This window comes from Oleidesulfovibrio vietnamensis (assembly GCF_055388115.1).
The window spans coordinates 2,486,408-2,512,129 of the sequence record NZ_AP042419.1; the positions used below are offsets into that span (position 1 = coordinate 2,486,408).

Annotated in this window: 27 protein-coding genes; 2 read left to right on the forward strand and 25 right to left on the reverse strand. The window is 57.9% G+C overall.

Annotation, left to right across the window (positions count from 1 at the left end):
* Positions 1 to 35: 35 nt before the first annotated feature.
* Entirely contained in the window at positions 36 to 1,103 is a 1,068-nt protein-coding gene (locus ACZ5D1_RS11120) for an HDOD domain-containing protein (protein WP_011367371.1), read from the reverse strand.
* Between the two features lie 348 nt (positions 1,104 to 1,451).
* On the opposite strand from ACZ5D1_RS11120, the gene ACZ5D1_RS11125 reads away from it, so the two are divergent.
* Positions 1,452 to 3,098 carry a sigma-54-dependent Fis family transcriptional regulator gene (locus ACZ5D1_RS11125; protein WP_034618625.1) on the forward strand — a complete coding sequence of 549 codons (1,647 nt, stop codon included), beginning with the start codon at positions 1,452 to 1,454 and terminating at the stop codon, positions 3,096 to 3,098.
* An 83-nt stretch (positions 3,099 to 3,181) separates the two neighbouring features.
* Here the strand turns inward: ACZ5D1_RS11125 and yjgA are convergent, their stop codons facing one another.
* The 13 genes from yjgA to ACZ5D1_RS11190 all read right to left on the reverse strand — a co-directional run bounded on the left by yjgA (position 3,182) and on the right by ACZ5D1_RS11190 (position 15,444).
* On the reverse strand, positions 3,182 to 3,685 hold the full coding sequence (gene yjgA / locus ACZ5D1_RS11130) for a ribosome biogenesis factor YjgA (protein ID WP_011367369.1): 504 nt from the start codon (positions 3,683 to 3,685) through the stop codon (positions 3,182 to 3,184).
* A gap of 82 nt (positions 3,686 to 3,767) precedes the next feature.
* Positions 3,768 to 4,184: a hypothetical protein gene (locus ACZ5D1_RS11135; RefSeq protein WP_148204121.1), complete on the reverse strand. Its 417-nt coding sequence runs from the start codon at positions 4,182 to 4,184 to the stop codon at positions 3,768 to 3,770.
* Between the two features lie 214 nt (positions 4,185 to 4,398).
* Positions 4,399 to 4,713, reverse strand: a complete 315-nt coding sequence (locus ACZ5D1_RS11140; RefSeq protein WP_464554910.1) for a hypothetical protein — start codon at positions 4,711 to 4,713, stop codon at positions 4,399 to 4,401.
* A gap of 27 nt (positions 4,714 to 4,740) precedes the next feature.
* Positions 4,741 to 5,598 carry a 4-hydroxybenzoate octaprenyltransferase gene (locus tag ACZ5D1_RS11145; protein ID WP_011367366.1) on the reverse strand — a complete coding sequence of 286 codons (858 nt, stop codon included), beginning with the start codon at positions 5,596 to 5,598 and terminating at the stop codon, positions 4,741 to 4,743.
* 30 nt (positions 5,599 to 5,628) lie between these two features.
* The gene (locus tag ACZ5D1_RS11150; protein WP_011367365.1) at positions 5,629 to 6,891 is read right to left on the reverse strand and encodes an HD-GYP domain-containing protein; all 1,263 of its coding nucleotides are present in this window, start codon (positions 6,889 to 6,891) and stop codon (positions 5,629 to 5,631) included.
* 61 nt (positions 6,892 to 6,952) lie between these two features.
* Positions 6,953 to 7,801: a MogA/MoaB family molybdenum cofactor biosynthesis protein gene (locus ACZ5D1_RS11155; protein ID WP_011367364.1), complete on the reverse strand. Its 849-nt coding sequence runs from the start codon at positions 7,799 to 7,801 to the stop codon at positions 6,953 to 6,955.
* A 62-nt stretch (positions 7,802 to 7,863) separates the two neighbouring features.
* On the reverse strand, positions 7,864 to 8,319 hold the full coding sequence (locus ACZ5D1_RS11160) for a hypothetical protein (RefSeq protein WP_011367363.1): 456 nt from the start codon (positions 8,317 to 8,319) through the stop codon (positions 7,864 to 7,866).
* Between the two features lie 59 nt (positions 8,320 to 8,378).
* Positions 8,379 to 9,065, reverse strand: coding sequence for a LysE family translocator (locus ACZ5D1_RS11165; RefSeq protein ID WP_011367362.1), 687 nt, complete (start codon positions 9,063 to 9,065; stop codon positions 8,379 to 8,381).
* Between the two features lie 274 nt (positions 9,066 to 9,339).
* The gene (locus ACZ5D1_RS11170; RefSeq protein ID WP_011367361.1) at positions 9,340 to 10,071 is read right to left on the reverse strand and encodes an amino acid ABC transporter ATP-binding protein; all 732 of its coding nucleotides are present in this window, start codon (positions 10,069 to 10,071) and stop codon (positions 9,340 to 9,342) included.
* Entirely contained in the window at positions 10,068 to 11,081 is a 1,014-nt protein-coding gene (locus tag ACZ5D1_RS11175; protein ID WP_011367360.1) for an amino acid ABC transporter permease, read from the reverse strand. Before ACZ5D1_RS11175 ends, ACZ5D1_RS11170 begins: the two co-directional genes overlap by 4 nt.
* Before the next feature lie 166 nt (positions 11,082 to 11,247).
* Positions 11,248 to 12,063, reverse strand: a complete 816-nt coding sequence (locus ACZ5D1_RS11180; protein ID WP_011367359.1) for a transporter substrate-binding domain-containing protein — start codon at positions 12,061 to 12,063, stop codon at positions 11,248 to 11,250.
* 49 nt (positions 12,064 to 12,112) lie between these two features.
* Positions 12,113 to 12,289 carry a hypothetical protein gene (locus tag ACZ5D1_RS11185; protein ID WP_011367358.1) on the reverse strand — a complete coding sequence of 59 codons (177 nt, stop codon included), beginning with the start codon at positions 12,287 to 12,289 and terminating at the stop codon, positions 12,113 to 12,115.
* Positions 12,290 to 12,489: 200 nt separating this feature from the next.
* Positions 12,490 to 15,444 (reverse strand): NAD-glutamate dehydrogenase domain-containing protein, encoded by a 2,955-nt coding sequence (locus ACZ5D1_RS11190; protein WP_464554912.1) that lies wholly within the window; start codon positions 15,442 to 15,444, stop codon positions 12,490 to 12,492.
* A 181-nt stretch (positions 15,445 to 15,625) separates the two neighbouring features.
* Between ACZ5D1_RS11190 and ACZ5D1_RS11195 the strand changes: the two genes are divergently transcribed.
* Positions 15,626 to 16,378: an FAD/NAD-binding family oxidoreductase gene (locus tag ACZ5D1_RS11195; RefSeq protein WP_464554914.1), complete on the forward strand. Its 753-nt coding sequence runs from the start codon at positions 15,626 to 15,628 to the stop codon at positions 16,376 to 16,378.
* A 100-nt stretch (positions 16,379 to 16,478) separates the two neighbouring features.
* Here ACZ5D1_RS11195 and ACZ5D1_RS11200 read toward each other — a convergent pair whose 3' ends face one another.
* The 11 genes from ACZ5D1_RS11200 to ACZ5D1_RS11250 all read right to left on the reverse strand — a co-directional run bounded on the left by ACZ5D1_RS11200 (position 16,479) and on the right by ACZ5D1_RS11250 (position 25,615).
* Positions 16,479 to 16,817, reverse strand: coding sequence for a NifB/NifX family molybdenum-iron cluster-binding protein (locus ACZ5D1_RS11200; RefSeq protein ID WP_011367355.1), 339 nt, complete (start codon positions 16,815 to 16,817; stop codon positions 16,479 to 16,481).
* Positions 16,818 to 16,881: 64 nt separating this feature from the next.
* Entirely contained in the window at positions 16,882 to 17,529 is a 648-nt protein-coding gene (gene thiE / locus ACZ5D1_RS11205) for a thiamine phosphate synthase (RefSeq protein WP_041277133.1), read from the reverse strand.
* 5 nt (positions 17,530 to 17,534) lie between these two features.
* On the reverse strand, positions 17,535 to 18,335 hold the full coding sequence (gene thiM, locus ACZ5D1_RS11210) for a hydroxyethylthiazole kinase (RefSeq protein WP_011367353.1): 801 nt from the start codon (positions 18,333 to 18,335) through the stop codon (positions 17,535 to 17,537).
* Positions 18,322 to 18,603: a hypothetical protein gene (locus ACZ5D1_RS11215; RefSeq protein ID WP_464554916.1), complete on the reverse strand. Its 282-nt coding sequence runs from the start codon at positions 18,601 to 18,603 to the stop codon at positions 18,322 to 18,324. Before ACZ5D1_RS11215 ends, thiM begins: the two co-directional genes overlap by 14 nt.
* 10 nt (positions 18,604 to 18,613) lie before the next feature.
* A complete protein-coding gene (locus ACZ5D1_RS11220) occupies positions 18,614 to 19,786 on the reverse strand; it encodes an aminotransferase-like domain-containing protein (protein WP_027181460.1) in 1,173 nt (390 codons plus the stop codon).
* Between the two features lie 32 nt (positions 19,787 to 19,818).
* Positions 19,819 to 20,661, reverse strand: a complete 843-nt coding sequence (locus ACZ5D1_RS11225) for an LpxI family protein (protein ID WP_011367350.1) — start codon at positions 20,659 to 20,661, stop codon at positions 19,819 to 19,821.
* A gap of 165 nt (positions 20,662 to 20,826) precedes the next feature.
* Complete coding sequence (gene lpxA, locus ACZ5D1_RS11230; protein ID WP_011367349.1) at positions 20,827 to 21,612, reverse strand: acyl-ACP--UDP-N-acetylglucosamine O-acyltransferase; 786 nt, start codon at positions 21,610 to 21,612, stop codon at positions 20,827 to 20,829.
* 1 nt (position 21,613) lies between these two features.
* Positions 21,614 to 22,078 (reverse strand): 3-hydroxyacyl-ACP dehydratase FabZ, encoded by a 465-nt coding sequence (gene fabZ, locus ACZ5D1_RS11235; protein ID WP_011367348.1) that lies wholly within the window; start codon positions 22,076 to 22,078, stop codon positions 21,614 to 21,616.
* Positions 22,078 to 23,106: a UDP-3-O-(3-hydroxymyristoyl)glucosamine N-acyltransferase gene (gene lpxD, locus ACZ5D1_RS11240; protein WP_041277132.1), complete on the reverse strand. Its 1,029-nt coding sequence runs from the start codon at positions 23,104 to 23,106 to the stop codon at positions 22,078 to 22,080. Before lpxD ends, fabZ begins: the two co-directional genes overlap by 1 nt.
* 27 nt (positions 23,107 to 23,133) lie before the next feature.
* Positions 23,134 to 23,667 carry an OmpH/Skp family outer membrane protein gene (locus ACZ5D1_RS11245; protein WP_011367346.1) on the reverse strand — a complete coding sequence of 178 codons (534 nt, stop codon included), beginning with the start codon at positions 23,665 to 23,667 and terminating at the stop codon, positions 23,134 to 23,136.
* Positions 23,668 to 23,800: 133 nt separating this feature from the next.
* The gene (locus ACZ5D1_RS11250) at positions 23,801 to 25,615 is read right to left on the reverse strand and encodes an N-acetylmuramoyl-L-alanine amidase (RefSeq protein WP_011367345.1); all 1,815 of its coding nucleotides are present in this window, start codon (positions 25,613 to 25,615) and stop codon (positions 23,801 to 23,803) included.
* Positions 25,616 to 25,722: the final 107 nt, after the last annotated feature.

A 25,722-nucleotide genomic window follows, 5' to 3' on the forward strand; every position in this document is an offset into this window, starting at 1 on the left:
ATGGACGCACCCCGCAGCAACCGCAGAAGGCTGTTTCACGGCTGCAACAGGTCGACCATCAGCTCCAGTTCGGCATAAACAGTGCGCACAACCACATCCAGACTCTCCACGGGCACCTCTGCGGCGTTCCAGAAATAAGGTTCCAGCGCCGGGGCAAACTGATCTGCGGCCACGCTGTATCCCATGGCATGCACTATGACATCAGCCACATGCACCACGGCCGCATCAAAAACCGGCTGCCCTTTCGCATCGGCCGGCGGCTGATGATGCCAGCGCATGGCCGATGCAATGGTGGCAGGCAGTTCCCATTGCTGCGCCAGAGCATACGCCACCCCCGCATGATCAAATCCGAAGCAGTGCTGCTCCGCCTCGTGCAGGGCGCATCCGGTGCGCCCCGAGTGTCTGAGGGCGGCGCAGGCGAGGTCGGGTCTGCCGCAGCACAGCGCAAGCCAGCCGATGTCATGCAGCAGGCCGCCCACAAAATGGCGCTCCGGCATTGTGTGCCCGGCACAGATGGCCAGCGTTCTGGCAGCCAGACCACATGCCACGGAGTGACGCCAGAATTCATCGATGTCTATGGCACGGGGCGGCCGTTCATGAAAAAGCCCGAGCAAAAGCGTGCCCGCCGCCAGCGTGGAGATATGCTTGGCACCCAGTATGGCCACCGCCCGCGAAACGGTGTCCACCTTTACCCGCAGACCGAAAAGCGGACTGTTCACCAGCCGCAGCAGCGATGCTGTCAGCCGCGGGTCCATGCTGATGGTCCACGCGATATCGTCCGGCGAGGCAGCAGGGTCTTCCAGCTGGCTTTGCAGCGTATGAAAAACGGAAGGAAGAGGAGGGATGCAGGCGGTACTGACAACCTGCCGTATGTCAGGAGGAGGACCGGAGTCACAGGGTTCCGGCACCAGATTGCAAAGACGCGGCACACCGTGAATTTCAGAAGGTTCCGGCTCATGCCAGCCGCCGTGAACCACAGGCGCGCCGCGTTCAAGATGGCCCGCCACGGCAGCACGCAGCGCGGCAGCAGCCGGATGCCCCATATCCATGGCCCTGAAACGGTGGTCAAGCCACCTCCGCTGCACATCACTCAAACCGGTCATGCTATATCCCCCCCACTTTACGCATCGGTCATACATGTTTAGTATGCAGCGCATAAAAAGCCAAGACCCCGGAGGGGGGAACCACCGGGGCCTTGCCAAAATGAAGCGACTGAATCGAAGTCCGCGAAGCGAGGGACCACACGGACTCTAACACCGAGAAAAGCGGATAGCCGTTCTCTGTTTGCCCTTTATAAAGCACAATGCATGCCAAGCCGGACATGATGATATAAGTCAGCAAAAACATACCATTACAGAGCAGCACCGCTTTGAGTGTCGCAACGATATTTCGTTGACAACGACATTTCGTTACGATATTTCGTTGTTTACATGCATTATCTGAAAGACATCATGAACACACATTCGCCCACCACCATCAACGATCTTGATATTTCGCCGTTTTTCGACCTGATGCTTGCCATGGCGCGCGAGCGTTCTGTCGAGGCGTTACTGGATCTTACCGAAAGAGCATACCGCGGAACCCATGTCATCAGCGGTGCCCTGTGGTTTGCAGAAAACAGTCCGGAAAGTCCGCGCGGCAAAATGCTGCGCCTTATGGCTCACTCCGGCTGGACACGCCACACACCGCGCGAATGGCGGCACGATGAGGGTACATACACGCTGGTGCCGCTCACCGAACCTGTCATAGGCGAATGTGCCCGCACGGCAAAGCCCATGTTTGCCGAAGACAGCGCCCAGTGGGAGAGGCCTGCATGGGCAGAAAATGAGGGAATTCACGCCTACGCGACCTATCCCCTCATTTTCAAAAGCGAAATGCTGGGCGTGATGGCTGTTTTCTACGACCGGCCCATGCAGGACAGATTGTCTGATGTCATGCGTATGCATCGGAAAATGCATACTATTTTTGCTGATTCTCTTGCAGCTGCACTGGCAAACGCCCGAGCTTTTGAAGAAATCCAGCGCCTGCGCCGCGAACTGGAAATGGAAAACGAGTACCTGCGCCGCGCGGTGAGCACCGCCAATAATCTGGGCGACGACATTGTGGGTGAAAGCCCTTCTCTTAAAAAAGTCATGGAACAGATAGAGGTTGTGGCTCCCACAGATGCAACGGTGCTGCTGCTGGGCGAATCCGGCACCGGCAAAGAGCTGCTGGCGCAGGCCATTCACGCCAACAGCCAGCGCAGGGACAAGCCGCTCATACGGGTCAACTGCTCCGCCATCCCCCGCGAACTTTTCGAAAGTGAATTCTTCGGGCACGTCAAAGGATCATTCACAGGCGCGGTACGCGACCGTACCGGGCGTTTTCAGCTGGCGGACGGCGGTACGCTTTTTCTGGACGAAGTCGGGGAAATTCCGCTTGAACTGCAGGGCAAGCTGCTGCGGGTGCTGCAGGAAGGAACATTCGAGCGTGTGGGTGATGAGCAGAGCAGAAAAGTTGACGTACGCATTGTCGCCGCCACCAACAAGGACCTGCTTGAAGAAGTGCGCAAGGGAACATTCCGGCAGGACCTCTATTTCAGACTCAGTGTTTTTCCCATCCACAACCCGCCGCTGCGCGAACGCCCCGAAGACATTCCGCTGCTGGCAAGGCACTTTATAGCCAAAGCCAGCAGACGGCTGGGCATACCGGAACCGCGCCTGCCCTACCGTCATATCCGCAGGCTGGCGGCGTATCACTGGCCCGGTAACGTGCGCGAACTGCAGAACATCATGGAGCGGGCAGTCATCATGGCCGACGGTGGCGTAATATCTGCCGAGGCACTGCCTGAAGCACTGCCCCGGCGCCGGGAAGAGGCGCAACCGGGCGCACTTACGCGCAATGAATACGGCTGGCAGACCGAAGCACCTGACCGGCGGGTGACAGTGATCCGTGAAGAACAATGGGCGCACATGCAGCGCGAAAACATCCGTGCCGCGCTGGAAGCCTGTAACGGACGCATACACGGGCCGGACGGCGCCGCCCACCTGCTGGGGGTCCGCCCCACGACCCTCCAGTCGCGTATCAAAAAGTTCGGCATAGGCAGACAGGACGTATGACGCACCCCGCGGCGGGGCATCTGCCGCTTCACCATTCTCCCGCCCTGAAACAACAAAGCCCGTACAGACGGGCTTTGTTGTTTCTAAGCTTCCAGATCACGCAGATACCGGAACAGCGCCCGGTAGTTTTTCGGCGGCTTCTGGTTTTCACGCTCTTTACGGGCGTTGCGCACCAGCTGCCGCACATGCTGCACATCCGCCTGCGGATACTGTTCAAGCAAGGCCTGCATGCCGCTGCCGTCATCCAGCAGCAACTGCTCACGCAGCCGCTCCAGATGATGAAAGGCCTCGGCATCGACCTGCCGCCCTTCCTTCAGTGCGGCAAGGCGTTGCACCACGGCTTCGGCATCATCCATCTCGCGCATCATCCGCCCGATGTACTGCATCTGCCTGCGACGCGATTCATGCGTTTTCATGGCGGCATATTCACGCACGGCCTCAATAACGGCGGCGGAGACCCCCAGTCCGGCAAGAGCGGAATGCGGCAGACGCGTCAGGTCTTCTCCCAGTCGCTGCATGGCGGTGCTTTCGCGTTTGCGCTGCGACCGGCTTTTTTCAACCGGTTCTTCATCCTTCCACTGGTTCATATGATCCTTTGTTCCCTGTAAATCGGCAGACACCGGCGCGCCTTTCGCATCGGATGTCAAAACGGCCCCAAAGCCTGTCTGTTCAGTTTATATACCGGCCTCCGGCCTTCATACCCCACAGGTGAGCCGGAATCTCAACAAATGCCCTGCGACCGCCCTGAGGCATACTGATTGCAAGAATCAGCGCCCCGCTGGTCACGGCATGATACATATGGCGGTACAGCCCGCGCGCCACGGCGCGGAATGTATCGTCCAGCACCGCGGGATGCCCCGCGGCCTCGACCAGACGTTCCACCGCTTCTGCCAGAATACGCTCGGCACCGCTCAGCAGGTGAATTTCGTCCTCGCGCACGGCCAGCAGCGTTTCTCCGGCATAAATTCTGCGCAGTTCGCTGCCCGGCGGCTCAAAGCGTTCCGCCGCCCGCTCGGCATCAAAAAGATCTCTGACATCCTCGCCATGTTGCCATCCCGCACGAAACGGCCATACACGATGTATCATATCTACCCCCCGGTCAAAGCGGCAGCTGTCGCGCAGAACCTGCCGCATGGGTTCTTCTGCACTGCTGTAAGCAAAGAGTGCGCCTCTGGATAAAAAAGACAATGCCCGCAGAGAGGAAGGTCCCCCGCCTCAAAGCTCTCTGCCCGGCTGTCCGGAAAAAACAGACCACTGCAACCGCCGCCGGATATCCGGCGTAAATCAGGCCACCATCCGCCTAGGGCTTTTGCGTGTCATACGACCATTGGGAAGAAGGAGCTTCCACAAACAGCTCGTTTCCTGTTTCCGGCAGCGCCAGCACCCCCACGATGGTTTTCGAGGTGTCCAACAGATACATAAACTCTGTAAGCCGACGCGCAACCTCTCCGCGGGTCACCCGGGCGCTGTCGGCTATCTGCTCCAGCGCAGATTCAAAAGCTTTACGGGCATCTGCCTCCAGCATGATATTTTCTGCCGTCAGCGGCACGGCCACTTCGTTATACATGGCCTGCACCCTGCGCCGCATAAATTCCTGCTGCATGCTGTACTGCATTGCGGCCTCCCCGCGGTCTGTAAAAACCTACATGTATATGCCCAGCAGCACTCCGGCAAACACAACCACCGAGACAACACCGTTCATGGTGAAGAATGCCATATTAACCCGGCTCATGTCTTCTGCCGAAATTATCTTATGCTCGGCCAGCAGAATAAGACTGACAAGCCCCCACACCGCGAAAAAAGGCCACGAAAGCCCTGCAGCCCATCCGGCCATAAGAAAGAAAACAGAGGTGTTCACATGACAGAAAGAAGAAACGATAAGCGCCGAACGCACGCCTACTCTGGCCGGTACGGAATGCAGCCCCTCTCTTCTGTCAAAGTCTTCATCCTGACACGAATACAAAATGTCAAAACCGGCCACCCAGAACAGCACGCCCCAGAAGAAAAGAATGACAGGGACGGTGAATTCAGGCGTCACGGCAATATATCCGGCAATGGGAGCCAACCCCAGCACCGCGCCGAGAAAGAAATGACAGGCCCATGTGAACCGCTTGAACAGGCTGTACACCGCGGACATGAACAAAGCCACAGGTGCCAGCTTGAGACACAGCGGGTTCATGGCCGCGCACGCGGCAACAAACACTGCAGCCATGACACCGATAAAGGCCCATGTCTGCGCGGGGGTTATCTCACCCGTTACCAGCGGCCGTCCCTGCGTACGGGGGTTGGCGCGGTCTACGGGCAGGTCTATCAGCCTGTTGAAAGCCATGGCAAAAGAGCGCACAGCCACCATGGCCGCGGTAAGCACCACCATGGTATACCAACCGGGCCAGCCGCCTGCGGCGATAAATGCGCCGGTATAGGCGAAAGGCAGTGCAAATACGGAATGTTCAATTTTAACCATGCGGCACACCGCGCCGAATCTGCCGAACACTGTCATCTTCCGTTCCGTTCTGTTAAGGGTTGCAGTTTATTGATCCGCATCATCCAGTCTGGCGGCAAACGCTCTGAATTCCTTCAAAGCCTTGCTCTGGGCTGTCAGTCTTACATCGTCCAGTTCATCGTAATGGGTGAACAGCAGGTTGGCCACCACCGGGTCCAGCGCATCCTCGTTGCACAAAGCCGTCAGCACACCGTGCGCCTGTTCACGCGTCATGCCGCTGCGGTATGGTCTGTCTTCGGACAAAGCGGTAAAAATATCCGCCACAGCCATGATGCGCGCTCCCAGTTCAAGCTCGCCTCCCTTGCGCCCGTATGGATATCCGCTGCCGTTGACACGCTCGTGATGATGAGAAGCCCAGTGGCTCACCCTTTCAAGGCCCGGCACTTCACCCAGCACCTCGGCGGTATATTCCGGATGACGTTTCATCCGTGCAAATTCTTCTTCCGTCAGGGGACCCGGTTTTTCCAGCAGTTCGCTGCTGATGGCCAGTTTGCCCACGTCATGCAGCAGACCGGCAAGATACAGCTGCGCCTGTTCGGAGTGTGAAAAACCTGCCAGCTGTCCCAGCTTGGCCGCACACGCGGCCACACCACTGGAATGGGTGGCGGTGAACCTGCTCCGGAAGTCAATGACCTGAGAAAATACAGAGGCGAAATCGAACAGCCCGTCGCTGTCAAGCGTCTCACCCATCATGTCCGGGTCAAGGCGGCCCAGCACTCCCCAGGGCGTGGTGAAACACTCCTGCGCGACGCCCGTTTCCACGGCGCGGCACAGGGCCTCCACATAGTCAGGATGAAAAAGAGAACCCGCGTACCGGCGCATACCACGCGCCGTGGCGCAGATATCAACCGCCTGCCCGCCGCTGCGGGGCAAAGAAACATCCAGCCTGTCAGCCAGGTTGATAACATTGGCCAGCATGGGCGCCCTGCCTATGTTGCGCGCAAGCACCTGATAGCCGGTGTGATGATGCAGCACCAGCTCCGCCACGTCACGCAGCTGCGGACAAATACCCAGCAGCGCATACCCGGCACGGGCGTGCGTCACTCCATCGGTCTCGAACTGCAGCGCATCAAGCCTGCCCTGCAAAGAAAGCGCACCGGCATCGTGCAGCAGTGCCGCCAGCAGCAGGTTGCGTCGCTCTGCAGCGGGCAGCCGCAGCTCCAGCGCAATGCTGTCCGTCAGACAGGCCACACGGGCGTGATGGTGCGAGACCTCTCTGCTGACAAGGTCCAGCGCTCTGGCCAGTGCCCCCACCAAAGGAAAAAGCCCGACCCGAATTCCACAATCCATTATCAGTCTCACAAGCTCATACCGGCAAGATATGTCCCCCCCGCCGTATGAGACGTTCAGATTACGTTCCGCAGTCGGCCTTGTCTCCCCGCAGCTTGGCTGAAGCATGAGCAAGAGCGGGCAGCACCGCCTGCATGTTTTCAAGGACAGCCTTGCGGCTGCCCGGCATATTAATGATAATGCAGGTACCCAGCGTACCCGCCACCGCGCGGGATATCACCGCATGCGGCGTCTTGCACAGGCTGGCGGCCATCATGGCCTGCTCAAATCCGTGCAGCCTTTTTTCAATGACGGCCAGCGTCGCTTCGGGCGTCACGTCACGGGGGCCCAGCCCCGTACCGCCCGTCGTGAAAACGACATCGTAGCGCTGGGTCAGCGCAAGGTCGGTCAGCAGAGCCTTCAGGGCCGCTCCCTCATCGGGCAGCAGATACCCCTGCACATGGCTGTCCGCAAACGCCCCGCGAAACATCTCGCCGATGGCCGGTCCGCTGGAGTCGGTACGCAGTCCCGCGGCGCCTTTGTCAGAAAGAGTAACCCATGCGGCGGTCAGCTGCGGACTGCACACCGCCGCAGACAGACGGCCCGCGGGCAGGTCTTCCAGCACGGTTGCTGTATAGCCATATGCCGCATGCTGCATGCACGGCAGCACCAGCGGCACTCTGGCCGTCACACGCAGCACGGCGCGACGCGACGCATCATGCAGCACCGCACCGGCCTTCAGACCGGTACCGTCCGCACCGCCCGTAAAAAAGCCCGCGCACATACCGGAAAAACCATCCGGCATGTCACCGGCACAGCCGCTTTCAACCGCCGCACTCTGCCTGTCCGCCACCGGAGCGGCAAGCAAAATCATCTCTCCGCGCCTGCACGGAGATTTCAGCTCCAGATCAACATCCGCCGTACACACCATGCCGGACTCCCGCGTTGCGCCGCGCACATTTCTGTCCGGAGCGGACAGCGCGGCAATTGACGTCACTGCCTGAACCGGTCTTTGCATAATGCGGGAAACAATATGCGGTAGTAAGCGTCCGCAGCGTCTTTGCACCCTTTGCGATGGTACAGATGTGAGAACCGCTCATCGCAGCGGGACTTCATGACCTGCGTCTGCTCTTCCACAGCATAGCGTTCCACGGCATCACGACACTGCGCCTCGGAGGTGAACACACTGTCATACAGTACAAAATTTTCACGGGCCATGTCGCAGCCCGGCACGCAGCCTTTCACTGTCATGCGCGCCAGCTCGTCATCGCGGCGGCAACGCTCAAGACAGGCTTCATACAACACACGCTCGTCCACGCGGAAAGCCGTACCGCCATGGTCCGCCGCATCCGCTGACAGATACACGCCGGCAGACCGGCCGCCGGCCGTGCAGCCTGCAGTCACAAAAAGTAAACCGAGACCCAGCATCAGGAAAAAACGACTCGTCATGTGCAACTCCGTCCGCAGAAAAGTGCCACGGCTGCGCCCTGCCTGCAAGAAATACCGGACTAGCGCCCCTGTTCCAGTGCCAGCCGCACGCCGAAAAGCAGCATAAGACCGCCTGCAGCAGCGTCAAGACGACGCATGACCACCGGACGCAGCAGCCTGCCCGCTCTGCCGCACCCTTTGCTGAGCAACGCAAACCACAACACGGTGGCCGCCAGATGCGCGGCGGCGAACCATACCGCACGCCAGATTTCCGGACGGGCACCCATTATCTGGGGCAGCACTGCAAGATAAAAAACAGCAACCTTGGGGTTGAGTACATTTGTCACCAACCCCTCACAATAGGCTTTGCGCCTGCCCGGCGCTTCCGCCTGCAGCGCAGGGGCCGGGGCTGCCTCGTCTGCAGGGCCTGCACGCAGTCCGCCGGCGCGCCGGACACCGGCCAGCGCTTTTACGCCCAGCCATATCAGGTACGCCGCGCCGCACCAGCGCACAACAGCATATGCCTGCGCGGAATGCACCAGCACGGCGGACAACCCCAGACCGGCCAGCAAAGCGTGAAACAGCAGCCCGCTGGCAATGCCGCAGGCAGTCATGAAACCGCACCGCGAGCCACCGGTCAGAGCATTGCGCAGCACCAGAAAAGTATCCGGCCCCGGAGTAACGGTAAGCACCACCGCTATGCCTGCCAGCATGGCCAGTTCCGGCCCTGCGGCAGCAAGCAGGCTCCATAATGATTCAGCGGGCATGTATTCTCCTGTCTGCGAAGCTCAAAAAACGTTCATCCGGTTACTGTCTGCTTTGTGTCCGGCTTTTCCGTCCGTGATCACACTGCAAAGTGCCGGAAGTCTGCCCGTGCGGCGCGCCATATGCACAGTGTACGCCTGTGTGCCGTGCACACGCAAGAGCCGCACCCCTCCGTAAAACATAAGGCGGCGGCCCGCCAGGAAACCGCCGCCCGTCCCTCGGCGGGACTATAAAAACAGGCACCCACAGCCAGTGTGCATGCTGTTTTCTCCCCGATTACAGAATCTGATTAAGGAAGTTTCTGGCCCGCTCGTGGCGGGGGCTGGTGAAGAAGTGTTCCGGAGTTCCTTCTTCAATGATTTTACCCATATCCATAAAGACAACCCTGTCTGCCACTTCGCGGGCAAAACCCATTTCGTGGGTGACCACAACCATGGTCATGCCTTCGCGGGCCAGTGTCTTCATAACATCCAGCACTTCGCCCACCATTTCGGGATCAAGAGCAGATGTCGGCTCGTCAAACAGCATCACCTTAGGGTCCATGGCCAGTGCACGGGCAATGGCCACACGCTGCTGCTGCCCGCCCGAAAGCTGGTCGGGATATACCCCGTGCTTGTCGGAGATACCCACTTTTTTCAGCAGCCCCATGGCTTTGGACTCTGAATCACTGCGGTTGCGCCCGCGAACCGTCATCTGGGCCATGGTCAGGTTTTCCAGCACGCTCATATGCGGAAAAAGATTGAACGACTGAAAAACCATACCCACTTCGGCACGGACTTTGTTGATGTCGCAGGCCGGATCGAGAATATTGCGGCCTTCTATCCACACTTCGCCTTCATCGGCATATTCCAGCCGGTTAAGACAGCGCAGAAATGTGGATTTGCCGGATCCCGAGGGCCCGATAACCACCACGACCTCGCCCGCGGCAACGTCCAGCGATACATCGCTGAGCGCATGCAGCGGCTCGGGGGTGTAGAATATTTTATTCAGGTTCTTTGCCTTGATCATCGTACGGCCTTGTTTTCCAGATAAGAGACAAACAGCGAAAGCGTGAAGGTAAGCAGCAGGTACAGCACCGCGCACAGAATCCACAGCTCGAAAGGCTGCAGCGAAGAGCTGACAACTTCACGTGTTGCCTTGGTCAGTTCGCGGATGGCGATGACGCCCAGCAGAGAAGAGTCTTTGACCAGACTGATGAACTGCCCTGCCAGCGGCGGCATGATGCGGCGGAAGGCCTGCGGCAGAATGACCTTGCGCATGGCCTGACTGTAATTGAGACCCAGCGACCGGGCTGCTTCCATCTGCCCGCGGTGCACAGACTGTATACCGGCACGGACAATTTCGGCCACATAGGCACCCGTAAACACGGACAGCGCCAGCACACCGAACCACATGGGCGGCACCTGCCCCAGACCGGCCTGCATAAGCAGATTGTTCACCAGCGTACCGGCGACAAAATACCACAGAAAAATCTGCACCAGCAGGGGGGAACCGCGGATCAGCTCGATGTAGGTGATGGCCCCCCATTTAAGCGCGGGGTTTTCGGAAATGCGGGCAAGGCCGGTCAGCACACCGAAGGTGATGCCGAACACAATGGAAATGAGGCTGACCTCCAGCGTGACCCACAGCCCCTGCAGCAGCACTCCCGGCTCGCTGACCCTGTATGTGCCCAGCACATCGCCCAGATAAACGTAATCCCCCTGCGCCGGAGTAAGAGACATACCCGGTTCCAGCTTCTGCTGCACACGGGTACCGTCGTCTTCCTGCAGCACCACAAACCGTGCGCCGTCTTTTGTCAGCGTCTCAACAAGAGTTCCCTGCTGCTCAGCGCGCACGTCCACATGTTTCTGCACCCAGAAATACTGGGGAATGCGGTTCCACCGCCATACATACTCCACAGAATTGGACGCAGCCCACAGAAAACCGACAGTGACAAGCAGCATCGCCACAAAAGCCGCCTTCCAGAAGAGAAAGTATCCCGGACCTCTGGGCGCATCCAGCCCTCTATATGCCGTCATTGTATGCTAAACCTCACAAACGATGTCGCCGCCAACGGGCGGCGCAGAGGTTCCCGGCTGCGGGGGTGACAACGCGGCACGCCGCCCCCCCGGAAACCAGGAATCAAAAAAAGCTGAAGCGGGCCGGAGCACGGAGTTCCGGCCCGCCATATGGCTTACGCCCTGATTATTTAAGCTGAGACTGCCATGCGTCGGAACGCAGCCACTTGTTGTACATGCGCTCGTAGCGGCCGTCGTTTTTCAGCTGACGCAGAAAATGATTGATAAAGTTTGCAAAGTCAGGATCACCCTGCTTGTAGCCCACAGCCATGGGTTCAAAGGTGAAAGGCTCGTTCAGCAGGTAGGTTTTGTCCTTGCCCTGCTGTGCCTGAAACACCTCGTTCACCGGCAGGTCGTACACAAACGCGTCGGCACGGCCGTTCACCACTTCCATGGCGCAGTCCACTTCTTTGTCAAACGACTTGTAGGTCGCCTTGGGCAGGTATTTTTTGGTGGCTTCTTCACCGGTGGTACCCATGCGGGAAACAACGATGAACTTGGGATCATTGAGATCCTTGTAGGATTTCACGGTGCCTTTATGCTTTGCAGCTACCAGCACGGTCTGCCCCATGACAAGGTACGGTTCGGAAAAACCGATCTTCATGTTGCGTTCCTGCGTCAGTGTCATGCCGGAAATGATCACGTCAAACTTTCCGGAAAGCAGCGAAGGAATCATACCGTCGAAATCGGTATTCACAGGAACGAACTTAACACCCATGGATTTGGCAAGTTCTTTGCCGAGGTCAATGTCAAAGCCCACAAAATTGCCGGACTTGTCCGTCATCTCAAAGGGGGGATAACCGGCGTCGAAGCCGACGCGCAGTTCTCCGCGCTTCAGGATGTCGTTCAGAACGGATTTCTTGGCCAGATCGATGTCGCCTGCAAAAGCCGGTACCGCCATAACAGTAACCAGCAGCAGGACAAGCGCCTTAACAAACTTCATTTGGACACCTCCAGTATTTTCCCGTCAGACCCCGCGGGGCCTCTCCTCATCAATATTTGCCCTCGGTCAGCACTTCCTTGATGATCATATCTCTGCGGCATGTGGGGCAACGCGGCATGGTTTCCTCCGGCAGAGCGATGATCTGGGTTTGCCGGCATTTGGGACATATGACTTCCACAAACTCACGCCTGTAGCGGTCTTGCAGCGGCTTAGTGTCCTTGTTCACGATTCACCTCGCGGGTTGAAAAAGTGATGTCTCCGGCACCGTGTTCCCGATGCCGGCAGACCGGTCATTCTTCGCGAATTTGTATTCAAAATCAAGCGAAAACACAGGTTGTGTGTTGCCGAAACGACAAATATGAAAAAACGGCATGTTCCGCCGGGGCGGAACATGCCGTAAAAAGAAGCGCTATACCGCAGGAGCTGCTAGACAAGCCCCAGCTGCTGCATGGTCAGGTAGCGCACTCCGCCCGATTCCATAAGTTCCGTTATGCTGTCGGCATCGTCCACAGTGGCGCCCCGCAGTGCGGCCACATATCCGGCCACCTGTTTTTCGGCTTCGCGGTAAACGCGCATGACACGCCGCACATCACGCTTACGCACCAGTTCGCCCAGCCAGCCCATACCTTCCTGATACACGATGCGCGAGGCCACATACGCGCTGATAAGCGAATACTGGTGCCGCAGCGGCACACTGCCGAGAATACGGTCGCGGTAGCGTTCCACCAGTACGGCGGGACAATATTCCAGCAGCAATGACCGCAGCATATCGTCTGCGGCGATATCGGGCTGGTCCGCCATGAACCCTGCATACAGCGCATCGGCCACGCTGTTGATTTCCGTTGAAAGTTCCAGCGATATTTCATGCAGCGCCTTGCAGTCGTCGCATTTGCGCCGTTCACGCAGGAGCAGCCGCGCCTCGTCTCTGGCTCTGCGCCGCAGGATGTCGAACACATCTTCCACATAACGCGGTTTGTTGGCCACAAACTCTTCTTCCGTCATCACAAGGCCGCCCAGAATCTCGTATGACGAGCAGATGACCCCGGTTTTGTTGGCCGACGAGCCGTGCACCACAAGCACGCCTTTTTCAGACAGCTTCTGCCGTGCATCGGGTGAAATGAACAGGTTGGCGCCTTCCACCACCGCCCGTGCCGACGGAGTGCCGTCGGCGGCAAAGAAATCGCGCCAGTTTTTGCTGTTGATGGTATCGGGCCTGCCGCCCGAAGGGATGAATATATCGGCCTGCGCCCTGTTATGCAGCGCGTTGCGTATGCGGACATTTTCCGGAGTGTCGGCACTGATGACAAAGGCCTCTTCTCCCGTCAGCTTGAGCGAAGAAAAAGAATCGATGGACCGCTGCATGTCAATGAGACGGTTCAGTTCGCTCCATGCGAGTCCCTGCGGGTCATAGGCCGCGCCGTGTCCGTCGGTGATGGCAACCACGCGGGCATTTTCGCCGTAATCCCTGTACAGAATTTTGAGCACGTTGCCTGCCACGTCCCCTTTGGGACCGCCTGTTATCTTGCAGGTAAAGCGCTGCTTTTCAGGCTCAATACCCATGCTGCGCAGCACTTCGTCCACAAAGACCATCACCCCCAGACTGGTGACCCCGTATTCCTTGTGATTGATACCGGCATTGGGCTTTGAACTCATGAAAGCCGACGGCCAGCGGTACCCGCGTTCACGTGCACGGCGCACTGTCCAGTCTATGTGCTCTGGAGTGATGTGCTCATCGGGCCCCAGATAGATGATTTCTTCCTTGCCCAGATAATCCACCACCCCCGGCAGCGCGGGAGAATCCTCCCCCGTCAGTATGACATCCAGAAGCGAATTGATCATGCTGTGCACGGCCAGATTCACATCGCCCCTCGGTCCCAGCAGCATCACCGCTTTGGAGCCGCCTTCGGGAATATCCTTGTTTTTGTAATGCTGGGCGCGGGCCAGCGCCGTGACCTCGTCGTACAGCCGGTTAGACTCCAGCTCGAACTGTTCCTGTGTACGCGTGGTTACCATGCGCACGCCGCCCCGGGCCATATCGCGGTACCGTACATGAAACCCCTGCGCATAAGGCCCGTGGAAAAAAAAGACACCGTAGGGTCTGTCTTCCGGCGGACATCCGCCGGAGCATTCGGCCATAAACGAGGAATCAAGACGGAAGGAAAGCCCGTATATCTGATCGAGATAATAGTTGGTACGCAGCGTGTTGCGGAAAAATCCGAAGATGATTCCCAGAATCCGCCGTTCGTTTTCTTCCACGCATTCCTCAAGCATGGTGGCTATGCGGTCTTCCAGCGATGCCACCCTGTCCTGCCTGCTGCCCAGCGAAGGATCGAACCGTGCCTCGAAATATTCCACCAGAAGAGCAATTTCGCGCCGGCGCACCAGCGCCACATTGACCACATTGTCCGCCGTGTAAGCCCACAGGTTATCTTTGACCAGAAATACATGGGCAAATTCGCAGGCCGCCTGCAGCAGCATTACCCTTTTCAGGTTCCAGCCTTCCTCATCTGCATATTTTTCCAGATCATGCGGGGCAAACCACTTCACCAACTTCAGTTTGCGGGTCAGCTTGTGCCACAGCTCAGAATCAGGCAGCACAAGATCATCTCTCAGGCGCACATAAAAACTGAGCAGCGCCATGGTCTTGCCGTCCGGCAGTGTGAAAAGGTCGCCGTATGCCCGCCTGACAGACAGTTTTTCGCGGTGCAGAATCTTGGTCACCTGCAACAGCAGTCCGGTGGATGGCGGGTTGACCATGGCCACGGCAATGCGTGATTCGTTGCCGCCGGGGCACTGCTCCAGCGTGACCCATGTATCCTCGCTGCCGCGCAAGCCCTGCATGGCGCGGAAGTGACGCGCCGCGCGCAGGGTTTCAAATTTATGCACATAGTCACTATTGGTGCCGCTCAGAAAAATCTCAAACGCCCCGCGCTCATCCCCGCGTATCAGCCCTTCATCCAGCACGGCCTGCACAGCAGCGGCAAACTCCTCCGATTCGGGCGAAGCTTTGGGCTGTCCGGAAAGCAATATGGTGCACAGCTTCAGCTGCCCGTCATGGCTGGAGTACAGCCTTGCCGTTTCAATGCTGTCATCCAGATGGCTCTCAAGAATCTGCAGCAACTCAATGTCGCTGCCTTCGGGTGCAATGTAGGTAACAGTCCGCCTGTCGGGACTGACAAGATTGACGGTGTGGTTGTCTGTGGTCACCCTGCCGGTGATAATGGTCTGCAGGTGCTGAACCTGATCTTCCACCGAATGGGTTTTGAAATAGTAGTCGGGCATGTTGGCGTAAAACCAGGGGACAACGCTTTGCGCAACGCTGTCCAGTCCGCTTTTGACCGACTCCAGAACACGGTCTGTCTCTGATGCGTGCCTAGCCATGCAGTTCCTCCTTGCGTAGCCGCTCACTATACAATCGGGTGCAGAATACCGCATCATGGTGCAAGAGCAATACTTTTTTCCCTGATTTTTCCTTTCCGGCGTCGTGCGGGGGCTGGACACCCCCGCCCCGTTGGTTCACTATAAAAAAACAAATCCCCATCATAACAGCCACGGAGAACGCATGAGCGATACCGGCAAAAAAAAACTTGGTGTCATTGTCGACACCGTACGCGAAAACGACGACACCACGAGCATATTCTTCCGGCCCGAAGATGACGAACGCTTCAAGGCATTCAGACCCGGACAATTCGCATCCATACGGGTGATGACCGAAGAAGGATGGAGTGAACCGCATCCGTTTACCATATCAGGAGCTCCGGGCGATACGCTGCGCATGACCATCAAACGCAACGGCCGTTTTACCGGCGAAATCATTCCCGCGCTCAAGGCAGGCGTGCCCATCCAGTGTGCCGGACCGTTCGGGGCTTTCTGCCGCGATATCGAAGGGGAAGAACAGATCGTATTTGTGGCGGGCGGCGTGGGCATAACACCGTTTCTCAGCGTGTTACGCCATTTTCGCAATACTGACGCCGCCAACAGCATAGTGCTTTTCTGGTGCAACAAAACCTACGCGGACGCGTTTGCCGCGCAGGAGCTGGAAGAGATTGCGGATACAATTGATCTGACGGTGGTGCATGTGCTCAGCCGTGAGCACAAACCCGATCTGTACGAAGAAGAGGACAAGCCCCGCATCCGTTTTGAAAAAGGGCACTTTTCGCGCCATATGCTGGAACGGCACATCCGTTCCACCACGGCGTCGTTTTATCTGTGCGGTCCGGGCCCCATGCAGGAGCATGTTCTGGACGAGATGACCGCCTACGGCATAGACCCTGCAGGAGTGAACAAGGAACAGTTCGTCTTTACGGGAAAATAGCAGGCATGCCCTGCGGCGGTCTTTTTCTCCGCCGCCGCGCACGGGATGCGCGCCTGCACGCAACGCACCCCGCGCCGTTACAACATGGCATGCACAACATTCAGGAACCGCCCGCGACGGTTTCTTCCAGTGAAAGAAAGCGTTCCACGGCGCCCCGCACCGAGCCGCCGAAACCTATCCCCACACGGATACCGGCTTCGGCCAGCCCGAGGCGCGCTTTGGGACCGCACTCGCCGCACAGTACAGCCACAGCGCCATACTCATGCAGCAACGCGGCCATGCGTCTGCCTGCTTTTTCCAGATCGTCACGGAAGGGATTTTCCACCGCTTTGCAGTCCATGTCTTCCGTAGAAACCAGCAGAAAATAGTCCGCTCTGCCGAAAACAGGCTCCACTCTGGCGTCCAGAGTTTTTCCGTCCGCCGCCACTGCAATAAGCATACAGCCTCCCAGTTTACTGTTATCCCTGTTTACGGATGCAACTGCCGGTCAGCACTGCGCCGGATCATAAAACGGCTGCCGCACGCCTTTTTCCGCGGGCAACGGCACGCAGTGTTGCTGCCGCCTGCTGCGGGTCCGGACTGGCGCAAATGGCAGAAACAACAGCAATGCCGTCTGCTCCCGCTTCAAAAACCTCAGCCGCATTATCCGGACCGATACCGCCTATGGCCACCAGCGGCAAAGAAAACCGCCGCCGCAGACCGCGCAGCCCTTCCAGCCCCCACGGCGCGGAAGTGTCTGTTTTTGTGGGGGTGGCAAATACGGGGCTCACGCCCATATAGTCGGCGCCGCAACGTTCCGCTTCCGCAGCCTGTTCAACGGATTCCACCGATACGCCGATGACGGCACCGGCCCCCATGAGCCTGCGTGCATCAGCATAACGGATATCGCTCTGCCCGATATGCACCCCGTCGGCCCCGCAGGCCAGAGCCACATCCACCCGGTCGTTGACAAGCAGCGGAACCCCGCGGGGGGCCAGCAGCGCCCGCAGCGCCCGGCCAAGTTCGACAAACTCACGGGTACAAAGCTGCTTTTCGCGCAGCTGCACCATGGTCACGCCGCCCTGCACGGCACGGGCCACCACATCTTCCAGCGTACCACTGACACACAGCGTACGGTCAGTGACCAGATAAACCGAATAATCCGGCTGCATACGGGTCACCGCACAATCTCCACGCCGGCTTCGACATCAAATGACTGCATGCCGTACAGCGCATCAATAAAGTGCATCTGAAAACTGCCCGGCCCTTTGGCCTTGCGCGAGGCCATGGTACCCGCCACGGCCATAACTCCCATGCCTGCGGCCGCGCCGTCCAGCACACTGCCGGCAACAGCCGCATGCGCCGCCACCAGAGCAGTGGCCGTGCAGCCCATGCCGGTAATACGGGGCATCATGTCGTGTCCGCCGCGCACCAGCACGTCGCTGGAACCGTCGGTAATCAGATCTTCCGCCCCGCTGACAACAACCACGCAACCGAACTTACCGGCAAGTTCACGTGCGGCATCGGCGGCATCGGCAGCCTGATGTATGCTGTCCACCCCTTTCGTGCGTGATCCGGCACCGGAAAGTGCCAGAATTTCAGAGGCATTACCGCGCAGTACGCTTATATTGAGCTCGCGCAGCAGATCAAGGCTTGTCCATGTACGCAGCGAAGACGCCCCAGCCCCCACGGGATCGAGCACCACAGGCACACCGCGCGACTGCGCAATGCGTCCGGCTGCGAACATGGACTCTATCCACGGTTTGCTCAGGGTGCCGATATTCAGCACCAGAGAAGAGCACAGACCGGCCAGTTCTTCCACCTCTTCCCGCGCATGAGCCATGACGGGGGATGCACCGGCGGCCAGCAGCGCGTTTGCGGTGGTATTCATCACTACATAGTTGGTTATATTATGCACCAGCGGAGCACCGGTACGGACGCGCTGTACCGCGTCCCAGACGAAGCTATGTTCGCTCATTGAAAATCTTCTCCTTATTTATCACTGTTTTCACGCACTCACTGTAGCGCGGACAGCCGGTCACGTCCATTGCATGCTCTAAAAAGTATTGCAGGATGCGACCGGCACAGAAAGCACCGTGCCGTAAACCTGTTACAGCAGCGCGCCCCGGACGCGGCAACTGTGCGGCGCACAAAAAAGCCGCCCGCAGGCGGCTATCGTTTTTACAGAATAATTCAGCGGCAAAGGCGTCCGTCACGGGGCAGAAGTCCCGTTTGCCGTCAGCCATACGCCGCGGATCACGCCAGCACTTCGTGCAGGCAGGCTCCCAGCCTTGCTATGCCTTCGCGTATGGTCTCTTCGCTGGCATTGGAATAATTCAGCCGGAACGTATTGGACGTGCCGTCCACGTAAAACGGTCTGCCCGGCACAAAAGCTACATCACGCTCAAGCGCCTTGCGGAAGACCACCTCCGCATCACACTGCTCCGGCAGTGTACACCACAGGAACATACCGCCTTCCGGCTCGGTATACTGCACCTGCTGCGGAAAATGTTCTCTTATGGCCTCCACCATCACATCCCTGTGACGGCCGTACAGGCTGCGGATGGACGCAATGTGACCGTCCACGTCGTTCTGTTCGAGAAAACGATACAGCACACGCTGGTTGAATGTCGGAGTGTGCAGGTCCGAAGCCTGCTTGACGGTGACCAGCTTATCCATGAGCTCTGCGGGAGCGCACACCCAGCCCAGCCTGAGACCGGGGGCCACCACCTTGGAAAACGACCCCAGCAGCACCGAAGGCGCGCCGTTCATATATGCTTTGACGGGCGGCAGTGCCTGCCCCTTGAACCGCAGCTCTCCGTAGGGGTTGTCCTCAACCAGCAGACAGTCAGACTGCGCCATCAGCCGTGCGGTTTCGCGTCGTGTGGCTTCGGTATAACTGATGCCCGAAGGGTTCTGAAAACTGGGGACAGCATAAAACAGCTTGGGCGAACCTGCCTGCAAAGCCCTGTCCAGTGCCTGAGTATCCACCCCGTCGGCGGTCAGCTCCAGCGTGGAAAAAGCCGCGCGGTACATGCTGAAACACTGAATGGCACCCAGATAGCCGGGCCTTTCAAGCAGCACTCCGTCACCGTCGTCCAGCATGGCTTTGGCAACAATATCCAGTCCCTGCTGCGATCCTCCGGTTATGAGAATTTCATCAGGAGTCACGCTCAGGCCCTGCGCGGCATAACGTTCTGCAATCCAGCGGCGCAGCGGAAGATACCCCTCCGTCGTGCTGTACTGCAGGGTCTGCGCCCCGCATTCCTTCATTTCCTCTGCTGCGGCCGCAGCAAGCCCCGCCACCGGAAACGAATCGGGATTCGGTAGTCCGCCGGCGAATGAAATCACTTCAGGTCGTGCGGTAACTTTAAGAATCTCGCGAATATACGAGCGGTGCACAGTATTCATTCTTCCGGCAAAACGCATGAGTTGCCCCCATAAACACAATCAGTAAAAGATTACTCCGCGGCGGCGGTCAGCTCCGCCGACAGTGCGGGACCGATTCCCACTATGGATATACCATGTTTATCGGCCAGAGAGATACTCTCCTCTCTGTCGAAAAACAATGTATTTCCTGCCTGATAGCAAAGACATGTGTATCCGCCCTGTGCCAGAGTGCGCACAGTTGCCAGCCCGAGAGCGGGCAGGTCGATACGCTCGTCCTGTCCCGGCTTCACAAACTTCAGCGCCACACAGCCGTCTCCGCCCAGTTCGCCCCCGCGGCGCAGCGTGGCGTCAGTGCCTTCCAGACCTTCCACGGCTACCACCATACCGCGCCTGACAACCAAGCACTGCCCGATATCCAGCGCACCTATCTGCATGGCCACAGGCCACCCGTAACGGATATCCTGCCATTCTTCGGCAGAAGGCTGCCTGCGGGTAAGCACTCCTTCCGGCCCGCGCAGTCCGGGCACCAGTTCCGCAGCCTGCACTATGACAAGCCCTTCGGATTCCAGTTCGGCCAGCACTGCACGCAGCAGCACATCGTCGCCTTTGGAGCGCAGCCGGAAAAGCACCTTGGCCGCGCGCATGTCGGGCCGCAGATCAAGAGCACGGGGTTTGCTGATGGCTCCGGCAAAACAAAGCCGCGTCACACCAGCGGACACAAAAAAATCTATCAGCCTGCCCAGCTGCCCGAGATGGAGCATGGACCATACATCGGCCTCGTGTTCCAGTGCGGAGTCCGTGTGCCCCTGAAAGCCGCACATGACCACCCTGTGCCCCTCCAGACGGGCGGCACGGGCCACCAGCATGGGAAACTGTCCGCTGCCGGCAATGATTCCTATGGATTCCTGATTCATATGCTGTCCTGCCTCATCATGCATATACACCCCGCGGGGTGGTGGCCATGCCTGCCTGCCACCCGCGCCGCACACGGCGGCAATGCGACCGTGTGCAGACAAAACAGGGGAAAGAAGGCCGTGCCCGCTTTCCCCTGCTTGGTATTTCAGTTGACCGGCCGTGTACTATTCCACGGACAGAATCCCCCGCTCGCTGCTGCGGATAAACTCCACAAAATTGAGCACTTCAGGGAAGTTTCCATACTCGTATTCCAGCTGTTCCAAGGCCTCCTTACGGGGAGTTTCGGAATGCCAGATCAGCCGGTAAGCGCTTTTAAGCGCCGCTATGAGATCGCGGGAAGCCTTTGCCCGGCGCAGCCCGACAAGATTGGGCCCGTGCACGCCGGCGCGGTTGCCCACGGCCAGCATAAAGGGCGGCAGGTCCTGCGCGATGCCGCTCATACCGCCCACAAAGGCGTTGCGGCCGATGCGCACAAACTGATGCACAGCTGAAAGACCGGCCAGAATGGCATGGTCTTCCACGGTCACGTGCCCCGCCAGAGTGGCGCCGTTGGACATGATGATGCCGTCTTTCACGTGGCAGTCATGCGCCACATGAGTATAGGCCATAAGCAGGTTATCACTGCCCACCACGGTCTTTGCGCCTCCGCCTTCGGTTCCGCGGTGCAGAGTGGCAAACTCGCGTATACGGTTGCGGTCGCCTATCTCAAGCCACGATTCCTCACCGTGAAACTTGAGATCCTGCGGTTCGCCGCCCACGGCGGCATAGGAATAGATATGGTTGTCCGTTCCCATGCGGGTATACTGCTTGACCGAAGCAAAGGCATCAATGCGGCAACGGTCGCCGATGACGGTGTTTGCCTCGACAACGGCGCACGGCCCGATGACAACGTCTTCTCCGATAACGGCCTTGCTGTCCACAAAGGCGGAAGGATGAATCTGCGCAGCCACGCTACATATCCTCTCTGTTCATGACAGCGGCGGTCATTTCGGCTTCGGCAGCAAGCTGTCCGTCCACATAGGCTTTGCCTTCCATCTTCCACAGCTTTAGCTTGTGGCGCAAAAGGCGGCAATGCAGCTCCAGCCTGTCGCCGGGGTATACCGGCTTTCTGAAGCGCACTCTTTCCATGCCTGTAAACAGAAAAAGCTTACCTTCCACGCTGGTGTCGGTGCTTTTGACCACCAGAATGCCACCGGCCTGAGCAAGCGCTTCCATAATGAGCACGCCGGGCATTACCGGCACATCAGGAAAATGCCCCTGAAAAAAAGGCTCGTTCATGGTGACGTTTTTTACAGCGGTAATGCACTCGCCGGGGGTGTAGTCGAGCACTCTGTCCACCAGCAGAAAAGGATACCGGTGCGGCAGCAGTCCCAGAATCTGTCGAATATCCAAAATGCTTTTCGCCTTGTCGTTCATCAGCTATCCCTGCCTGATTCGCCTTTCAGCGCCTCAAGCTCTTTTTCTAATTTTCTCAGCCGCTTGTACATGTCAGGCAGTTTAGGCATCACCGTCAGTGTACGCATGTACACATCGCGCTCAACCGCAGGCTGTCCGCCCATGGTTTTGCCCGGCTCTATGCTTCTGGCTATGCCCGATTTAGGCCCGACGGTCACATCGTCACCTATGGTAAGGTGTCCGGCAACCCCCACCTGACCGGCCATGGTCACTCTGTCACCCACGTGCGTGCTGCCGGAAATACCCACCTGCGCAACGATAAGACAATCGTTGCCGATGGTGACATTGTGCCCCACCTGAACCAGATTATCCATCTTGGTGCCGTCACCAATGGTGGTCACACCCAGCACGGCGCGGTCTATGGCGGTATTGGCCCCGATTTCCACATCGTTGCCGACATGCACCCTGCCTATCTGCGGAATTTTCTGAATCCCGTATTCGGTACGGGCAAAGCCGAACCCGTCGGCCCCCAGAACAACTCCGGAATGCAGCACACAGTCGTCACCCACGGTTGTGGCAGCCATCAGCGTCACGTTGGGGTACAACAGGCAGTTTTCACCCACCGCACAGTCTTCCCCTACATAGCAGCCCGGAAAGAGCGTGGTTCCCTCACCTATACGCGCTCTGGCCCCTATGTAGACATGCGGGTAAATGGTGCAGCCGCCGCCTATTTCCGCTTCCGGATGAATGTATGCCATATCGCTGATGCCGCTGAAGCTGCCCTGCGGTCTGGCAAACAGATGCAAGGTACGGCCGAAGTCAAAATAGGGGTTGGCGCTGATAAGCGCGGTTTCCACCTGACCGGCGTATTCCTCGCTCACTATGACAGCTGCCGCCCGGGTACCGGCCAGCATGGGAATGTATTTCGGATTAGCCAGAAAGCTGATTTCTTCCGGTCCAGCCGCTTCAAGCGTGTTCACACCCGAAATTTCGCGGTCCGGACCTTTGAGCTTCAGCCCCAGTGCTCCGGCTATATCCGAAACCTTCATGACGGTTTTCTGCATGTGCCCGTCTTACTACTTTTTGGCACCGGCGCGCCAGATGCGGTTCACTTCAACCATCACCTCGGCGGTTACGTCCAGTTCGGGGTTGGCGTACACCACACCGGCATTAGTGGCATCGTAAATAGCAGCCATATTGTTCTTTTTGCCGTATTCATTGCAGGCTTTGGCAATGATGGTCAGAATGTCCTGACGAATCTGGGCATCGGCAGACTGCACTTTGCGGGTAAAGGTGCGGGCCTGATCTTCAAGATCACGCTTCAGACGCACAAATTCCACCTTTTTATCTTCGCGGGCTTCGGGCGTGAGGGCAGCAGCCTGCAGACGCAGCTGCTCGGACATTTTTTTCAGCTCTTCAGATTTTTTATCGATTTCTTTCTTTTCAGCAGAAAAGCTTTCTTCCATTTTTTTCTTGGCTTCGGCAGCCGGTTCGCTTTCAAGCATCAGCTTTTTAAGGTTGATCAGGCCGATTTTCTGGGGACCGGCTGCCTGTGCGGGAGCGGCGGCAAAAAGGGAAAGTGCGATGATCGCAAGCAGAATTTTACGCATTAAAGCTCTCCTGTGAGTCTTTTATTGGCAACGAATACACAGGGTTGAACCCTGTGACACTTCATGCTGTTCTGGGGTTAAAGATTAAGTGGAATACCGCCATGCGGGGCACCCGTCAAGCGGCAGAGAAACATCACATGGATGCATACCTGTTGATTTTCTTTTTGTACGCCACCACGCCCGCCACAATGCCATCCGCCATACGGTTAAGGTAGTTGTCAGACTTGAGCCTACGGGCTTCTGCATCGTTGGTGCAGTAGCCCAGTTCCATAAGAACAGAAGGCATTTTTGCGCCCATCAGCACATAAAACGGCGCCGAGCGGACTCCGTTGTCACGCGTGGGGTAACCGTACTTACCTTTTACCGTGCCGATGACATTACTCTGTATCAGTTCTGCAAGATCTTTTGATTCCTGCATTTTTGAATTGAGCATAAGGTCAGTAAGAATGAACTGCAAATCGCTGATGCGCTTTTCGCTGACGGCGTTTTCACGCGCGGCCACACGCACGGCACTGGCAGAGCGGGCAAGGTTCAGATAGTAGGTCTCAAATCCGTGGATTTTTGAACTTCTGTTGGCGTTGATGTGCACGGAAAGAAAAAGGTCTGCTTTTTTAACATTGGCCATGGCCGTGCGTTCTTCAAGGGGCACAAACACATCTTTTGTGCGGGTGTACACCACGTTGAAGCCTTTTTTCTTAAGCTTTTCGCCAATTATTTTGGCCATCTTAAGCGTATAGTCCCGTTCGCGTATACCGTTATGCTGCGTGCCGGGGTCCTTGCCGCCGTGCCCTGCATCTATCATGATGGTATCAAGCGTCAGCCCCAGCTGTTCCACAAGGTCTTTAACCTGTTCTTTGCTGCCCGAAGGCACCTTGTAGGGGGTTGCGGGTCTGGGCCGGCTGGCGGGTGCACCGGCTACGGCAGTCTGCGCCTTTTCTTCCGGAGAAGTGACATCGATGACCACCCGGAACGGGTTATCCAGCGTAAAGACATTGTATTTACGGACAGATGAAAAATCGAGAACCACCCTGCTCACACCGGGGCGCGGCGTACCTGTGCGCACCTCCCGCAGAATACCGTCCGCAACGGTCTCCTTTGCCCGCACCAGTTTGCCGTGCGATGCATTTTCCAGATCGACATACAGACGGAACGGCTTGGAGGCCTTTTTGTCTTCAGGCAGAAACTGATACCGGTAAGCGACTTCCTTGCTGCATTCAAGCACCACACGGGTGTAATCATCACTGGACTGGTAGCGCACGTCAACCAGAGTGGCCGGAGCGCCGCTGTTGGCGGTGCCCCCTTTGATTATTTCAGAAGCCTTCAGGGGTTCATCAGCTGCAGCGGAGCGTGCAGGAGCCGGCGCGGGCTCCGGAGCAGGCGCAGGCGCAGAAGAGGCGGAAGGGGCTCCGGCAGCGCCGCTGCCTCCGTCCAGAGAGCGATGCAATGCTATGGCCTTGTAGTACATGTCGCCCTGCTGATGGTCGCGCAGAATGGTGTTCAGCAGGCTTCTGGCCGTACCATGATCACCCAGCCTGTCCTTGTATATGGCAGCGGCGCGGTACAGCGCGTCATCTGTCCAGGAATGTGATGGAAAGCGGTTGGCAAGGCGCTGGAAATACTCCACAGCACGCCTGTAGTCGGAAGCAAGATATGAGCGGGCCCCCAGTTCGGAGCGCACTCGCCCTGCGTAGTACAGTGATTTGGGTGCAAGAGGGCCGCGCGGACTCCGCTTGTACACATCCATGAAATCCTGTTCTATGCGCAACCAGTTGTCACGGTATTTCCCTTTGCGGGCGTCTTTGGTGAGCGAATGAAACTGGCGCCATGCGCTGTTGAACGAGGCATCAAGCGAAGCGGCACCCGCAGGAGCGGGAAGGCACGCCAAAGACACCGCAATGACCAGCCAGAGCCACAGCAGGCGTGATGAAAATCTGAGATGCATCGGCATTGTGAGCTATTCCATAAGCGGCGGCAACTCCGGTGCAGCCGGGGAGTGCGATAATTTGCGAAACCATACGGCATACGGCCATTTATCGCAACCCGACACAGATGCAG

Bases quoted from the DNA above. Each gene is read 5' to 3' on its own strand.
- ACZ5D1_RS11135 (WP_148204121.1), bottom strand. From the start codon at position 4,184: ATGATACATCGTGTATGGCCGTTTCGTGCGGGATGGCAACATGGCGAG.
- ACZ5D1_RS11145 (WP_011367366.1), bottom strand. From the start codon at position 5,598: ATGACAGTGTTCGGCAGATTCGGCGCGGTGTGCCGCATGGTTAAAATT.
- ACZ5D1_RS11125 (WP_034618625.1), top strand. From the start codon at position 1,452: ATGAACACACATTCGCCCACCACCATCAACGATCTTGATATTTCGCCG.
- ACZ5D1_RS11190 (WP_464554912.1), bottom strand. From the start codon at position 15,444: ATGGCTAGGCACGCATCAGAGACAGACCGTGTTCTGGAGTCGGTCAAA.
- thiM (WP_011367353.1), bottom strand. From the start codon at position 18,335: ATGAGCGAACATAGCTTCGTCTGGGACGCGGTACAGCGCGTCCGTACC.
- fabZ (WP_011367348.1), bottom strand. From the start codon at position 22,078: ATGAACGACAAGGCGAAAAGCATTTTGGATATTCGACAGATTCTGGGA.
- thiE (WP_041277133.1), bottom strand. From the start codon at position 17,529: ATGCAGCCGGATTATTCGGTTTATCTGGTCACTGACCGTACGCTGTGT.
- ACZ5D1_RS11180 (WP_011367359.1), bottom strand. From the start codon at position 12,063: ATGAAGTTTGTTAAGGCGCTTGTCCTGCTGCTGGTTACTGTTATGGCG.
- ACZ5D1_RS11165 (WP_011367362.1), bottom strand. From the start codon at position 9,065: ATGCCCGCTGAATCATTATGGAGCCTGCTTGCTGCCGCAGGGCCGGAA.
- ACZ5D1_RS11160 (WP_011367363.1), bottom strand. From the start codon at position 8,319: ATGACGAGTCGTTTTTTCCTGATGCTGGGTCTCGGTTTACTTTTTGTG.
- ACZ5D1_RS11140 (WP_464554910.1), bottom strand. From the start codon at position 4,713: ATGCAGTACAGCATGCAGCAGGAATTTATGCGGCGCAGGGTGCAGGCC.
- ACZ5D1_RS11150 (WP_011367365.1), bottom strand. From the start codon at position 6,891: ATGGATTGTGGAATTCGGGTCGGGCTTTTTCCTTTGGTGGGGGCACTG.
- yjgA (WP_011367369.1), bottom strand. From the start codon at position 3,685: ATGAACCAGTGGAAGGATGAAGAACCGGTTGAAAAAAGCCGGTCGCAG.
- ACZ5D1_RS11245 (WP_011367346.1), bottom strand. From the start codon at position 23,667: ATGCGTAAAATTCTGCTTGCGATCATCGCACTTTCCCTTTTTGCCGCC.
- ACZ5D1_RS11195 (WP_464554914.1), top strand. From the start codon at position 15,626: ATGAGCGATACCGGCAAAAAAAAACTTGGTGTCATTGTCGACACCGTA.
- ACZ5D1_RS11220 (WP_027181460.1), bottom strand. From the start codon at position 19,786: ATGCGTTTTGCCGGAAGAATGAATACTGTGCACCGCTCGTATATTCGC.
- ACZ5D1_RS11175 (WP_011367360.1), bottom strand. From the start codon at position 11,081: ATGACGGCATATAGAGGGCTGGATGCGCCCAGAGGTCCGGGATACTTT.
- ACZ5D1_RS11225 (WP_011367350.1), bottom strand. From the start codon at position 20,661: ATGAATCAGGAATCCATAGGAATCATTGCCGGCAGCGGACAGTTTCCC.
- ACZ5D1_RS11120 (WP_011367371.1), bottom strand. From the start codon at position 1,103: ATGACCGGTTTGAGTGATGTGCAGCGGAGGTGGCTTGACCACCGTTTC.
- ACZ5D1_RS11250 (WP_011367345.1), bottom strand. From the start codon at position 25,615: ATGCCGATGCATCTCAGATTTTCATCACGCCTGCTGTGGCTCTGGCTG.
- ACZ5D1_RS11200 (WP_011367355.1), bottom strand. From the start codon at position 16,817: ATGCTTATTGCAGTGGCGGCGGACGGAAAAACTCTGGACGCCAGAGTG.
- ACZ5D1_RS11215 (WP_464554916.1), bottom strand. From the start codon at position 18,603: ATGGCTGACGGCAAACGGGACTTCTGCCCCGTGACGGACGCCTTTGCC.
- ACZ5D1_RS11170 (WP_011367361.1), bottom strand. From the start codon at position 10,071: ATGATCAAGGCAAAGAACCTGAATAAAATATTCTACACCCCCGAGCCG.
- lpxD (WP_041277132.1), bottom strand. From the start codon at position 23,106: ATGAAGGTTTCGGATATAGCCGGAGCACTGGGGCTGAAGCTCAAAGGT.
- ACZ5D1_RS11155 (WP_011367364.1), bottom strand. From the start codon at position 7,801: ATGGTGTGTACGGCGGATGTTGATCTGGAGCTGAAATCTCCGTGCAGG.